Annotated in this window: 11 protein-coding genes; 9 read left to right on the top strand and 2 right to left on the bottom strand. The window is 54.0% G+C overall.

Annotated features, from left to right (window positions below):
* Nucleotides 1-36 precede the first annotated feature (36 nt).
* Both ACT3RU_RS05905 and map read right to left on the bottom strand, forming a co-directional pair.
* A complete protein-coding gene (locus ACT3RU_RS05905; protein WP_087110008.1) occupies nucleotides 37-2,712 on the bottom strand; it encodes a [protein-PII] uridylyltransferase in 2,676 nt (891 codons plus the stop codon).
* Nucleotides 2,712-3,503 (bottom strand): type I methionyl aminopeptidase, encoded by a 792-nt coding sequence (gene map, locus ACT3RU_RS05900; RefSeq protein WP_087110006.1) that lies wholly within the window; start codon nucleotides 3,501-3,503, stop codon nucleotides 2,712-2,714. Before map ends, ACT3RU_RS05905 begins: the two co-directional genes overlap by 1 nt.
* Nucleotides 3,504-3,858: 355 nt before the next feature.
* Here map and rpsB point away from each other — a divergent pair, with 355 nt between their 5' ends.
* The 9 genes from rpsB (at nucleotide 3,859) to bamA (ending at nucleotide 13,927) form a co-directional block, all read left to right on the top strand.
* Nucleotides 3,859-4,608, top strand: a complete 750-nt coding sequence (rpsB, locus tag ACT3RU_RS05895; RefSeq protein ID WP_087110004.1) for a 30S ribosomal protein S2 — start codon at nucleotides 3,859-3,861, stop codon at nucleotides 4,606-4,608.
* A gap of 218 nt (nucleotides 4,609-4,826) precedes the next feature.
* Nucleotides 4,827-5,696, top strand: a complete 870-nt coding sequence (gene tsf / locus ACT3RU_RS05890; RefSeq protein ID WP_087110002.1) for a translation elongation factor Ts — start codon at nucleotides 4,827-4,829, stop codon at nucleotides 5,694-5,696.
* Nucleotides 5,697-5,817: 121 nt separating this feature from the next.
* Complete coding sequence (gene pyrH, locus ACT3RU_RS05885; protein ID WP_087110000.1) at nucleotides 5,818-6,591, top strand: UMP kinase; 774 nt, start codon at nucleotides 5,818-5,820, stop codon at nucleotides 6,589-6,591.
* A gap of 4 nt (nucleotides 6,592-6,595) precedes the next feature.
* Nucleotides 6,596-7,153 (top strand): ribosome recycling factor, encoded by a 558-nt coding sequence (gene frr / locus ACT3RU_RS05880; RefSeq protein WP_087109998.1) that lies wholly within the window; start codon nucleotides 6,596-6,598, stop codon nucleotides 7,151-7,153.
* Between the two features lie 86 nt (nucleotides 7,154-7,239).
* Nucleotides 7,240-8,031 carry a polyprenyl diphosphate synthase gene (gene uppS / locus ACT3RU_RS05875; protein WP_087109996.1) on the top strand — a complete coding sequence of 264 codons (792 nt, stop codon included), beginning with the start codon at nucleotides 7,240-7,242 and terminating at the stop codon, nucleotides 8,029-8,031.
* Entirely contained in the window at nucleotides 8,024-8,845 is an 822-nt protein-coding gene (locus ACT3RU_RS05870; protein WP_192527192.1) for a phosphatidate cytidylyltransferase, read from the top strand. Before uppS ends, ACT3RU_RS05870 begins: the two co-directional genes overlap by 8 nt.
* Nucleotides 8,842-10,038 carry a 1-deoxy-D-xylulose-5-phosphate reductoisomerase gene (ispC, locus tag ACT3RU_RS05865; protein WP_192527191.1) on the top strand — a complete coding sequence of 399 codons (1,197 nt, stop codon included), beginning with the start codon at nucleotides 8,842-8,844 and terminating at the stop codon, nucleotides 10,036-10,038. The genes ACT3RU_RS05870 and ispC overlap by 4 nt, the downstream gene beginning before the upstream one ends.
* Nucleotides 10,039-10,116: 78 nt before the next feature.
* Nucleotides 10,117-11,475, top strand: a complete 1,359-nt coding sequence (gene rseP, locus ACT3RU_RS05860) for an RIP metalloprotease RseP (protein WP_087109989.1) — start codon at nucleotides 10,117-10,119, stop codon at nucleotides 11,473-11,475.
* 100 nt (nucleotides 11,476-11,575) lie between these two features.
* Nucleotides 11,576-13,927 (top strand): outer membrane protein assembly factor BamA, encoded by a 2,352-nt coding sequence (bamA, locus tag ACT3RU_RS05855; protein ID WP_412767832.1) that lies wholly within the window; start codon nucleotides 11,576-11,578, stop codon nucleotides 13,925-13,927.
* Nucleotides 13,928-13,952 lie beyond the last annotated feature (25 nt).

The following is a 13,952-nucleotide window of genomic DNA, read 5'->3' as shown; positions in this document are numbered from 1 at the left end:
TCAAATTTAACCACGGGGCGCGGCGTCTTTAAGTGTTTACACGCCTAGCACCTCAATTAATCGCTCGCGCAGCTCTTGCTGGCGTATCGGATCGGTTAAGGGTTCGCCTGCTTTCGTGGTGATAAAGAAAACGTCCTCAACACGCTCGCCCAGCGTGGCGATTTTGGCCGCCGAAAGGGCGATACCCTGCTCCATAAAAATACGCCCTACGCGGGCCAGCAGCCCAGGTCGGTCAGGGGCCGTTAGCTCAAGGAGTGTGCGCTCGTTAGCCGGGTCCTGCTCAATCAGCACTTCGGTGGGTACCTTGAAGTGTTTTAACTGACGCGGCGTATGGCGGGTCACAATTTCTGGGTAGTCGTCTGGGTCATCCAGCTCTTCGATTAAGTGTTGGCGCATCTCTTCGATACGCGCCGTGTCGCGAATCGGTTGACCGTGGCTATCCAGCACAATAAAGGTGTTTAGCGTCCAGTTATTGCGCGAGGTAGCAATGCGGGCATCATGAATGGAAAGCCCGAGCTGCTCCATGGCGGCGGCGGTGGCGGCAAACAGGTCATCCACCGAGCGTGTGTGGATAAACACTTTAGTGCCGCCCTCTGCCATATCAAGCGTCGGTGCGCTGATTAATACCAGCGGCAAGGGAGAGGCGTTATGCGCGAGGATGCCTTGGGTTTGCCAGACAATTTCGCTGGGCGCGTACTGGAGGAAATAGTCCTCCCCAAGCGGTTCCCACAGTGCATCAATCTGCGTGCGCCCAAGCCCCATGATTTGAAGTAGCGAACGCGCTTCAGAGCGCGTTTCCCGCACCCAGTCATCACGGTCCGGCGGATTTTTTAACCCGCGGCGTAAGGCGCGCTTGGTTTCAGCATATAGCTGGCGTAAAAGCGATGCCCGCCAACCGTTCCAAAGCGTGGGGTTGGTGGCGTTAATATCGGCCACGGTGAGTACGTAAAGATAATCCAGGCGCATTTCGTTACGCACGATCAGTGCAAAGTCGCGAATGACGTCAGGGTCGCTAATGTCGCGCTTCTGAGCGGTCATCGACATGAGCAAATGGTGCTCGACCAGCCAGCTGGCAAGCTTTGTATCGTGGGCTGAAACATGGTGGTGCTGACAAAAATGCGTAACGTCTTTGGCGCCGATTTCAGAGTGGTCGCCCCCGCGACCCTTGCCGATATCGTGAAACAGGCCCGCTATCCACAAAATGTCCAGCCTGGGAAGCTGGTGGATGAGCGCAGCCGCCACGGGGAAGTCATCTTTGGCATCGGGTTTGCGAAAGCCGTGTAAAAACTTCAGCAGACGCAGCGTATGCGCATCCACGGTGTAGATGTGGAACAGATCATGCTGCATCAATCCTACGGCTCGGCCAAATTCGGGCAGGTACTTGCCCAATATGCCGTAGCGGTTCATACGCCGGAGCTGGCGCGGTACGTTGCCGGGGGCGCGCAGTATTTCCATAAACAGCCGCTGATGGTGAGGGTCATCGCGGTAGTGATCATCAATCTGATGGCGGTGGTCGCGAATCAAGCGAATGGTGTCCGCCCGTACGCCTTCGATTTCCGGGTGCCTGGCCATGAGCAGAAATAGCTCCAGCATGGCCTCTGGCTGCTCGCGAAACAGCGTGCGCGAGCGTGCTTGAATATAGCCGCCCTTGGTTTCAAAGCGCTCGTTGAGCTGGATGGTTTCCAGCGCCTCTTTGCCGCGCAAAATCACTTCGTCGAAGTGCTGAAGCAGCATGTCGTTAAGCCCGGCCAGCGCCGTTACGTGGCGATAGTAGCGCTTCATGAACTGCTCAACGGCTAACCGCTCGGGCGTATCTTTAAAGCCAAACAGCTCAGCAATCGTGCGCTGGTGATCAAACAGCAGGCGGTCTTCGGCGCGGTCGGTCAACATATGCAGCGCATAACGCACTTGCCACAAAAACGCTTGGCCCTGGCTTAAGATACGCAGCTCGGCATCGTTCATAAAGCCATTGGCGACAATGTCGGTGTACTGTTCCGTACCGAAGTGGCGCTTAGCGACCCAGCCAATCATCTGAATATCGCGTAGGCCGCCAGGCGAGCTCTTCAGGTTAGGCTCAAGGTGGTATTCGGAATTGTTGTAACGGTAGTGGCGAGCAATCTGCTCTTGCCATTTGGCTTCAAAAAAACGGTCGGCCGGCCAAATGTGCTCGGCGCTTAAGCGCTCGCGCATTTTTTCGCGCAGTGATGCAGGGCCTGCAATCAGTCGGGATTCAAGCAGGTTGGTGATGACGGTGACGTCCGCTTTGGCTTCACGTTCGCAGTCGTTTAATGAACGTACGCTGTGGCCGATTTCCAGGCCGATATCCCATAAAAAGGTGATAAAGGCAGTGAGCGGTTCGCGGTAAGCGGTGTCGTCGTCATCTTCAAGCAGTAGTTGAAGGTCGATGTCCGAATGGGGATGCAGCTCCCCTCGGCCATAGCCGCCAACGGCAATCAGTGCGATGCCTTCATCTGGCCAGGCGTGCTGCGCCCAGGCAATGGCGAGCAGTTGATCCAAATACCAGGCACGCCCTCGCACCAGATCGCGTATATCGGCGCCCGCACGAAACCGGTCATCCAGCTTGGCCTGGAGCTCACGAAGCGCCGTTTTAAACGGCGCTATGGGTGAGCGCGAGCCGGATAGCTCTGTACGAAAAGCATCAAGGTCGTAAAGCGACGTATCCGGCTCGAACCGGTGGTGGTGGAGGAGCATTAGTTATCTAAAAAACTAAAGTCTTCATCGCTACGCGCGGTCAGTACTTCAACCCCGGTCTCGGTGACCAGCAAGGTATGCTCCCATTGCGCTGAGAGGCTCTTGTCCTTGGTAACGGCGGTCCAGCCATCGCGCAGAACTTTGGTTTTGTAGCCACCCACGTTGATCATAGGTTCGATGGTAAAGCACATGCCGGCCTCCAGAGCGATATCGGCGTCTGGCGCGTAACCATCGTAATGCAGGAACTGGGGGTCTTCATGGAAGCCTGCCCCAATACCGTGGCCGCAGAAATCACGAACGACCGAGTAGCCATGGCCTTCGGCGTGCTTTTGAATCACTCGCGCAAGCTCTGAAAGGCGTACGCCGGGTTTTACCAGCGCAATGCTTTTATACAAGCACTCCTGGGTAATCCGGCACAAACGCTCGCCCTGTATGGTTTCGCCGATAATAAACATGGCGCTGGAGTCACCGTGATAGCCGTCGGGGGTTTTGACGGTAATGTCCAGGTTCAGAATGTCGCCTTTCTTGAGTTTTTTACTAAAATCCGGAAAGCCATGACACACCACATGGTTGAGCGAGATGCACGTGGCGTGGGTATAACCGTGATAGTTGAGCGGAGCGGGAACCGAGCCCAATTCGTTAACAATATAGTCGTGACAACGCTTATCAATGTCGCCGGTGCTTACGCCTTCTTGTATGTAAGGAGCAATCATTTCCAGCACGCTGGCGGCTTGGCGCCCGGCTTCGCGCATTTTCTCGATTTCTGAAGGTGTCTTGATAGGAACGTTCATGAATTCTCGATATGGGTTCAGGCTGAGGTAGTAAGTGACAGCGTTAAAGCGACAGTATTAAGTGACAAATAAAGATCGTAACACGGGCTGTGACTTCATCTTGGTAATGATCTATGGTATAAAGCCGCGCGCTTTCCTGCAATCGCTCGCTCGCTTCTTTATGGTGAGTAGGCGATCATGGCAAGGCGAACAACCCGCAGCGGGTTCACTTTGAAGACGCTGCTTAATAGCAAGCCTTGAAAACACACATGCACCGACACATGGTCCCGGGTGCCGCTGACAACGTTTTATACGTGGTCAATGGTCGGATCCATGGGGTGCGTGGAGGCCTAACCCGAGTTTCAGGAGTTTTACCATGTCTCACGTTAATATGCGTGACCTGCTCAAAGCAGGTGCTCACTTCGGTCACCAGACTAAGTACTGGAATCCGAAGATGAACAAATTCATCTTCGGCGCACGCAACAAGATTCACATCATCAACCTTGAGCACACTCTTCCGGCGCTGAACGAAGCCGTTGACGTGGTTGAGAAGATGTCGGCATCCAACAACAAAATTTTGTTTGTTGGCACCAAGCGTAGCGCTAGCAAGATCATCAAAGAAGAAGCGAATCGCGTTAATCAACCGTTCGTCAACCATCGCTGGTTGGGCGGTATGCTGACTAACTTCAAGACTATTCGTCAGTCTATCAAGCGTCTGCGCGAACTTGAAACCATGCGCGAAGACGGCACGTTCGACAAGCTGACCAAGAAAGAAGTCCTGATGGCAACGCGTGAGCAAGATAAGCTTGAGCGTTCTATCGGTGGTATCAAGAACATGGGCGGCCTGCCGGACGCACTGTTCGTTATCGACGTTGACCACGAGCGCATCGCGATCAACGAAGCCAACAAACTGGGTATCCCGGTTATTGGCGTGGTTGATACCAACTCTAACCCTGATGGCGTTGATTACGTTATCCCGGGTAACGATGACTCCATTCGCGCTATTCAGATCTACGTGAAAGCGATTGCTGACGCGTGTGGTCGTGCGAAGGAAGGTCGTCCGGACGAGTTCGTTGAAGTGACCGAAGAATCGGCTTCAGCCGACACTGACGCCGCTGCTGAGTAAGGTAGTAGCGGTTGCGGCGGGCAGTTAAGCCGCATCGTGTTGAAGAGGGGGCCTATGCCCCCTTTTTCCCGCTTTGGATGAACATCCGGGTGGGCCGATTACGCCGGGCCATCATGCGCCGGCAAGCGACCTTCAAAGTGATATATGATAGTCATTTATCATGGCTACACTCTGTAGGGCGTTTAACTCTCATAGAACCATTTCCGAGGTGAATTCTCATGGCAGCTATCAGCGCCTCTCAGGTCAAGGAACTGCGCGAACGTACCGGTCTCGGCATGATGGAGTGTAAAAAAGCACTCACCGAAGCCGACGGTGATATCGACGTCGCGATTGAAAACCTACGTAAAAGCTCGGGCCTAAAAGCCGCGAAGAAAGCCGGACGTACCGCTGCTGAAGGCGCGGTCGTTACCCGCGTTGCTGAAGACGGCAGCTACGGTGTAATGGTTGAAATCAACTCCGAGACTGACTTCGTTGCCCGTGATGACAACTTCATCGGCTTCACGAACCAAATCGTTGATGCATTTTTCGCTGCGAAAAGCGAAGACGTTGCTGCTGTAATGGCGGGCGAACTTGAGTCTGTTCGCGAGCAACTGGTGCAGAAAATCGGTGAAAACATCGGCGTGCGTCGTGCCGTTGTTGTTAACGCGGTTGAAGGTGGCGTAGTGGGCGAATACGTTCACGGCGGCCGTATCGGCGTTCTGACCGTGCTCAAGGGCGGCACCGCTGAAGCAGCGAAAGACGTAGCGATGCACGTTGCTGCGATCAATCCGTCTGTTGCTCTCCCGGCTGATATGCCGCAAGCAGAGCTTGATCAAGAGAAAGCCATTATCCTGGCGCAGCCGGATATGGCAGGCAAGCCTGAGCAGATTGCTGAGAAAATGGTTCAAGGCCGTCTGAAGAAATACCTGGCAGAGAACAGCCTGACCGAGCAGCCGTTTGTTAAAGACCCGAACCAATCCGTTGCTGAGTTTGTTAAATCAGCCGGTGGCGAAGTGGTTAGCTTCACGCGCTTTGAAGTGGGTGAAGGTATCGAGAAAGAAGAAGTCGACTTCGCTAAAGAAGTTATGGAACAGGCTGGCCGTCGTTAAGGTCAGACGTTCTAGTCAGAAGATGGCGTGCGCGTAAGCGCACGCCTTCGTGTATCCGGCCCCTGCTAAATAGGGGGTTGCTTCGCCCACCTGTGTCCAAGTCTGCTTCAGGAGAGATGCCATGTCACGAGATGTTCAAGAGCCTACCCCGCTTGTTGTGCCCCATAAACTTGAAAAGTCGAAGTCAAAATACAAGCGTATTTTGCTGAAGCTTTCAGGCGAGGCGCTAATGGGAGAGCACGATTTTGGTATTGATCCTAAAGTGTTAGACCGTATGGCGCTGGAAATCGGCCAACTGGTGGGTATTGGTGTGCAGGTCGGGATTGTGATTGGAGGCGGCAACCTGTTTCGAGGTGCGGCGCTCAGCGAAGCCGGAATGGATCGGGTCACAGGCGACCACATGGGAATGCTGGCAACGGTCATGAACGCGTTGGCCATGCGCGATGCACTGGAGCGTTCAAATATTCGTTCGCGGGTAATGTCGGCGATTCCCATGAGTGGTGTGGTAGAGCATTATGACCGCCGCACTGCCATCCGTTATTTAACGTCAGGAGACGTGGTACTGTTTTCGGCAGGAACCGGTAATCCATTTTTCACAACCGACTCGGCCGCTTGCTTACGCGGTATTGAAGTGGATGTGGATGTGGTCATTAAAGCGACCAAAGTGGACGGGGTGTATAACAAGGACCCCCTAAAACATGCCGATGCCGTAAAATATGATCAGCTCTCCTACGATGACGCTCTGGACCAAAAGCTAGGCGTTATGGATTTGACCGCTATCTGCCTGGTACGTGACCATAATATGCCGGTGCGGGTATTTGATATGAATAAGCCTGGTGCCCTGCTGAACCTGGTAGTAGGGGGCAAGGAAGGCACGCTAATAGATAGAGGGTAAGAACGTGATTAATGATATTAAGAAAGATGCTGAATCTCGCATGAAAAAAAGCGTTGAAGCGCTGAACAGTAACTTCAACAAAATCCGTACCGGGCGTGCACACCCCAGTATTCTGGATGCCGTTACCGTCGATTATTACGGTAGCCAGGTGCCGCTTAGCCAGGTGGCATCGGTTAACGTTGAAGATGCGCGTACGCTTGCGGTGGCTCCCTGGGAGCAGGGTATGGTGCCGAAAATCGAAAAGGCTATCATGACCTCTGATCTGGGCTTGAACCCTTCAAGCGCGGGTAATGTGATCCGTGTACCGATGCCCATGTTGACCGAAGAGACACGCAAGGGATATATCAAACAGGCACGTAGTGAAGCTGAAAATGCTCGCGTGGCTGTGCGTAACGTGCGTCGCGATGCCAACGGTGATTTCAAATCCTTGCTAAAGGATAAAGAGATTACCGAAGACGATCAGCGTCAGGGTGAAGATGAAATCCAAAAGCTGACCGACAAATATATTGCCGAAGTCGATAAAGCGCTTGCCGCGAAAGAGCAGGACTTGATGCAGGTATAAGCACCTGCCTTTTATTTAGCTGCGGGTAGCCAGGCTGCCCGCTAGGCCTATGGCTTTACTATGACTGAGCTTTTGTGCGAGACCTCATGACGTCACCGCAGTTTCCTCAAGAACAGCCGGACGACGCAAGCACGCCACCCAAGTGCCTGGGCGAAGCACTGCCGTCGCATGTCGCGATCATAATGGACGGCAATAACCGCTGGGCAAAGGCCCGCGGCCTCTCTGGCGTACGTGGTCATCGTGCAGGCGTCGAAGCCGTCAGAGCGGTAATTCAGCGCGCAGCCGAACGCCAGGTAAGTACGCTGAGCCTGTTTGCCTTTTCAAGCGAGAACTGGAAACGTCCGGCTGCTGAAGTGAATGCGTTGATGGAGCTCTTTTTGATGGCGCTCAAGCGCGAAGTTAAAAAGCTTAATGAGCGCAATATTCGGCTAACGATTATTGGTGAACGGCGTGGCTTCTCTCACGCCATTCAGAAGTATATACAGCGTGCAGAAGCGCTGACCGAAGGTAATACCGGCATGCACCTAGTGATCGCTGCCAATTACGGCGGGCAGTGGGACATTGCACGCGCAGCGCGACATTTGGCTGAGCAGGTATCCGCCGGTGAGTTACAGCCTGCCGATATCGATGAAGCCTGCTTTGACAGGGCAATGGAAGCAGACCACGTGCCTCCTGTTGACCTGTGTATCCGAACAAGTGGCGAACAGCGATTGTCGAATTTTATGCTGTGGCAGTTAGCGTATGCTGAACTGCATTTCTCGCCCTTACTCTGGCCCGACTTCGGTGCCGATGCGCTGGACAGTGCGCTGTACGACTTTTGTCAGCGGCGTCGGCGTTTTGGCATGACCGACGAACAAATAGAGGCGCAAGGTGCTTAGACAGCGGATTATAACCGTAGCCTGGCTGGCGCCCTTGGTGCTGGTTGGTCTGTTTGGATTGCAAGGTGGCGCGTTTGCGCTTTTTACCGCTTTGATGGTGTTACTTGGGGCCTGGGAGTGGACGAACCTGGCAGGCGTTATCCGGCAGCGTCAGCGTGTTCAGCTGGTCGCCGGGCTTGCGGTGGTGATGCTACTGATGTGGCTCACCGGTGCCGCGTTTGCAGTATGGCCTTTATGGTGCGCCGCCCTTGGCTGGCTGGTTAATCTTTACTGGGTGACCCATTACCCGGAAAAAGGACAGCAGTGGCAGTCAACGCCACGCCGCTTGGCGATGGGGCTATGGGTGCTGCTGCCCTGCTGGGTCGGCTTTAATATTCTGCGCGATAGCGGCGGCGTATGGCTGTTGTTTGTATTATTGCTGGTGTGGGCGGCGGATATCGGCGCCTATTTTGCCGGGCGTCGTTTTGGTAAGCGCAAGCTCGCCCCAAGGGTCAGCCCCGGTAAGTCCTGGGAAGGCGTTATTGGTGGGCTTGTTGCCACCACGCTACTGGCGCTTGTCTTCGCCTTTTGGCAGTCGTTAACCCCGGGTGTAGCTGTTGGCTTGGTGGTAGTCACCGTTATTGTCACGCTTATTTCAGTGCTGGGTGATCTGCTGGAAAGCATGCTCAAACGCTACCGAGACATCAAGGACTCAAGCCAGCTGCTACCGGGCCATGGCGGCGTGCTGGACCGGATTGATAGCTTGACGGCGGCGATTCCGCTCTTTGCGCTGCTCTATTTGCCCGTTCTTCAAGGGCAGGTGACTGTCTTATGAGTCAATCGTCCTGCCAGTGGATTACCGTGCTGGGCTCAACCGGCTCTATCGGGGTGAGCACCTTGGATGTCATCGCCCGTCATCCCGAGCGTTATCGGGTGTATGCGTTGACGGCCCATACCTCCAGGGAAGTGCTTCTGAATCAGTGCCTGGTTCATCGTCCCCGTATCGCGGTACTCGATCATAGTGACGATGCGCAATGGCTTCGCCAAGCACTTGATGAAGCTGACCAACCGACCGTCGTGCTGGCGGGTCGTGAAGCACTCTGCCAGGTTGCCCGTGAGGCGTGTGTGGATGCCGTTATGGCCGCCATCGTTGGGGCAGCGGGGCTGCTGCCTGCGCTGGCTGCTGCAGAAGCGGGCAAGCGCGTGCTACTTGCTAATAAAGAAGCGCTGGTGATGAGCGGTGCCCTGTTCATGCAGGCGGTTGAGCGCTCTGGCGCCACGCTGTTGCCCATCGATTCTGAGCATAATGCCATCTATCAGTGCCTGCCGGTAAAACATCGCGGCGGGCTTGAGCGTCACGGCGTTCGACAGCTGCTGCTAACAGCATCTGGCGGGCCTTTTCGCACCTGGAGTGCGGACAAGGTTGCCAATGCGACGCCCGACCAGGCCTGTGCCCATCCTAACTGGTCGATGGGGCGCAAGATTTCGGTTGATAGCGCCACCATGATGAACAAAGGCCTTGAATTAATTGAAGCGTGCTGGCTGTTTGATGCAACGCCCGAGCAAATTCAGGTGGTAGTGCATCCGCAGAGTGTGATTCACTCCATGGCGGCGTACATTGATGGCTCTGTCATCGCCCAACTGGGCAACCCGGATATGCGTATACCCATTGCCTATGGGCTGGCATGGCCCGAGCGCGTTGAGGCCGGTGTAGAAACCCTGGATCTTTTTCAGATCGCGCAGCTGGATTTTGAAGCACCAGATGAAGCGCGCTTTCCTTGCCTACGCTTGGCCCGTGAAGCCATGCAGAAGGGCGGTGCAGCGCCGGCTATTCTCAATGCAGCCAATGAAGTCGCCGTTGAGGCGTTCCTGGCGGAAAGGCTCAGCTTTGGTGAAATAGCCAACGTGGTTGAAGAGGTCGTGTCGCAGCCTTATGCAGGCAACGCCGATACGATTGAAAATATCTTGGCTGCAGACCACTGGGCGCGTCAGCAGGCAGCACAAAGGGTCATGTTACAAGCAGGCTAGGCAGTGCCGTACCGAATATTGAGAAGCAAGTAGGTCACTTAAGCATCGGCTGATGTGCAGGGTGCCAGGGAGTTTATTGTGGGCCTGTTACAAAACATTTTAGCGATCATCGTCGTGCTGGGTTTGTTGATTACCTTTCACGAGTTTGGCCACTTTTGGGTGGCACGTCGCTGTGGCGTCAAGGTGTTGCGTTTTTCGGTGGGCTTTGGCAAACCGCTATGGTCCACTGTGGACCGCCAGGGGACGGAGTACGCGATAGCGGCCATTCCGCTGGGCGGCTATGTCAAAATGCTGGACGAGCGTGAAGCGCCGGTACCGGAAGATCAGCTTGACCAGGCCTTTAATCGCAAAACGGTATGGCAGCGTATCGCCATTGTTGCCGCTGGACCTTTGGCAAATTTCCTGTTGGCTATTGTTGCCTACTGGGCGCTCTTTGTATCCGGGACGACCGTGGTCGCTCCCATGGTGGGCGATGTGCTGCCTGATTCGCCGGCAGCTGAAGCAGGCCTTGCCCACGGCGACGAAATTATCGCTATTCAAAATGATGCCGTACGCTCCTGGGAGGAGGTCAATCTAAAGCTTATCTCTATGATTGGTTTTAGCGGCTCGCTAGCCATCAATGTGTTGCCTGAGGGCAGTAGCAGTGAACGAGCTTACGCGCTGGAGGTCGATAACTACCTGACCCGCCAAGACCCGCCCCAGCCACTGCAATCCTTGGGTATGACGCCTTGGCAGCCAGAATTTCCAGCAGTATTAGGCCAGGTGGTAGATGGCGAAGCTGCCGCAAACGCGGGGTTACAAGCAGGCGATCATATTATTGCGATTGACGACATGCCTGTGGAAGATTGGATGCAGTTTGTCACTATGATCCGACGTAGTGCGGGTGAAACGCTTAGCGTAGCCTATGAGCGAAATGGCGAGCAGGGCACACTAACACTAACGCCGGGCAGCAATCTGCTGGAGAGTGGCGGTGAGGTTGGGTACATTGGTGCAGGCGTTGAGTCGGTAACGTGGCCTGAGTCGCTACAGCGCGAAATTCGTTATGGGCCTATCGAAGCGGTTGGACAAGCGCTATCGCGTACCGGCGATATGATTTTATTAACCGTTGATGCGATTCGTAAAATGTTGGTAGGTTTGATTTCACCTTCCAATCTTTCCGGTCCTATTACGATTGCGCAAATTTCGGGTGATTCGGCCCGTGCTGGAATGGAAGCATTTGTAGGCTTTTTAGCGTATTTGTCCATCAGCCTTGGCGTGCTTAATTTATTGCCTATTCCGGTGCTCGATGGTGGACACTTGCTTTACTATTTCTTGGAAATCGTACGTGGGCGGCCGGTCTCTGAACAAACCCAAGCCATTGGATTGCGCATTGGGCTTGCCATGGTTGGCGGCCTGATGGTGATGGCTCTGTATTTTGATCTGATGCGCCTTTGGTAATGACGCGTGTAGCGCGCAGGATGCCTTGTCATCTGCCTGCACAAATGTATATGGTGCTTATCTAACGTGATAGGCAGACCAACGCGAGCGAACTGACAGCATGAAAATCAAGACCCTTGGAATGGCAGCACTCTTGCTGGTAGGCGCTAGCGGCGCCCAGGCACAATCCTTTGATGTTTCGGACATTCGAGTGGAAGGACTGCAGCGGGTATCCGCTGCATCGGTCTTTAATGCGTTTCCTGTCAGTACTAATGATCGGGTTAGCGAGCAGCAGCTAGCGTCAGCCGCACGCGATTTGTTTGCCACTGGTTTATTTGAAGATGTTTCACTAGCTCGCGAAGGCGATGTATTGGTTATTCAGGTCGTTGAACGATCGACCATCGCGCGCTTGAACCTCGCTGGCAATAAGCAGATTTCAGAAGAGGACCTGCGTAACGGCTTACGCCAGTCAGGGTTGTCGGAAGGCCAAGTGCTGCAACTCTCGACCCTTGAAGAGATTCAGCGTGAGCTTGAAGGTGTTTACCAGAGCCAGGGACGCTACAGTGCTCGAATTACGACCGAGGTTGAACAGGTTGATGAAGGGCGTGTACAGGTCAATATCAATATTAATGAAGGCGAAGTAGCCAAGATTCGTCAAATCAATATTGTCGGTAATCAGGATTTTGACGATGAAACGCTGCGCAATGTTTTTGAGCTGAACGACAAGCCGGGGCGCTTCTTTGGCTGGTTTTCAAGCGATGAGTACTCTCGTGAAGCTTTATCGGGCGATATCGAGCGCCTTCGCACCTTCTATCTTGATCGTGGCTATGTAAATTTTGATGTTACCTCCACGCAAGTTTCCATTGGGCCTGAAAAGTCCGAAATATTTGTTACGCTTAATGTTGATGAGGGTAACCAGTATCGAGTAGGTGATGTCCGCTTTGTTGGTGATATGCAAATCAGCGAAAGCGAAGCACGCCAACTAATGGAGATCCATAGCGGAGACATTTTCTCTCGTGGTCAGGTGAACGCATCTACCGAAGCGCTACGCCAGCGTTTGGGCGCTGAAGGTTTTGCATTCGCCGATATTCAGGGTATTCCTGAAATGGCGGATAACGGTGAAACGGTTGACCTGGTCATCGCGGTTGAACCTGGTCAGCGCACTTATGTTCGACGTATTGAGTTTTATGGTAATACCACCACCCAGGATGAAGTGCTTCGTCGGGAAATGATTCAAATGGAAGGCGCTCCCGCGTCGACCGACTCAATTACTCAGTCGCGCCAGCGCCTTGAACGGCTTGGCTTCTTTAGCCAGGTCGAAGTGGATACCCAGCCGGTACCAGGTCAGCCTGATCAGTTGGATGTCACCTATCGCGTGGAGGAGCAGCCCTCAGGCTCGGTGTCTGCCAGCGTGGGCTTTTCGCAAAGTGCTGGGGTAATCTATGGGGTTGGACTGGCACAAAACAACTTCCTGGGCACGGGTAACCGGGTCAATATTGGCGCGCAGCGCAGCGACACATTCACCAGCGTTAACTTTGCCTTCACGGATCCTTACTGGACACTTGACGGTATTTCTCGCGGCTACAACGTATTTTACCGTGAAACGGACTACGCCGACTCGGATATCTCTACCTACTCGACCGATGCGTATGGTGCGGGTATTAACTTCGGCTATCCGGTAAGTGAGCTGTCTCGCCTCAACTTCGGGGCGAGCATTGAAGAGCTTAAAATCAAAACCTACAACGATACGGCGTCAGAAATTCGTCGCTATGTGGATGACGAGGGGGAGCGCGCTCAAAGCTTTAAACTCACGGCGAGCTGGACGCGTAACAACCTTAACCGAGGCGTGATGCCGACAGCCGGTAACTATCAGCGCCTGTCGCTTGAAACCGGCGTGCCGGGCAGCGATGCAGAGTATTATAAGCTGCGCGCTCGGGCTCAGCAGCTATACCCGCTCAATAACGACGAGAGTTGGGCACTTAAGTTTAGCGGTAACCTTGGCTATGCCAATACGTTTGATTCAAACGATCCTTTTCCCTTCTATGAGAATTTTTACGCAGGTGGTTTAGGTTCGGTACGTGGCTTTACATCCAATACATTGGGGCAAGCTACCACGCCGGGTGTTGAAGGGGGGCGTGATCGCACAATGGGCGGTAATGTGTTGGTGGAAGGTAGTGCCGAAGTTATCTTCCCCATGCCTTTTGTAGAGAACCAGCGTTCTGTGCAGCCTTCGCTGTTCCTGGATGCCGGTAATACGTTCTTGAGCTCCTGCTACAAGGTATTAGAAGCTGATGCGGATCGTCAGCGGTGTAGTTCTGGCGTCGACCTGGGCGATTTGCGCTATAGTGTGGGCGTTGGCCTTTCCTGGTTAACACCGGTTGGCCCGCTGACCTTTAGCATCGCGGAGCCGCTTAAAGACAAAAGCGGTGATGACACACAGTTCTTCCAGTTCTCGCTGGGACAAACATTCTAACTTTGCTAAAGGGGCGCGCCCTTGG

Source organism: Halomonas sp. TP35 (assembly GCF_052375975.1).
Classification (GTDB): Bacteria; Pseudomonadota; Gammaproteobacteria; order Pseudomonadales; family Halomonadaceae; genus Vreelandella; species Vreelandella citrativorans.
The sequence above is the reverse complement of the archived record's forward strand: the minus strand, read 5'-3'. Positions and strand labels throughout refer to the sequence as shown.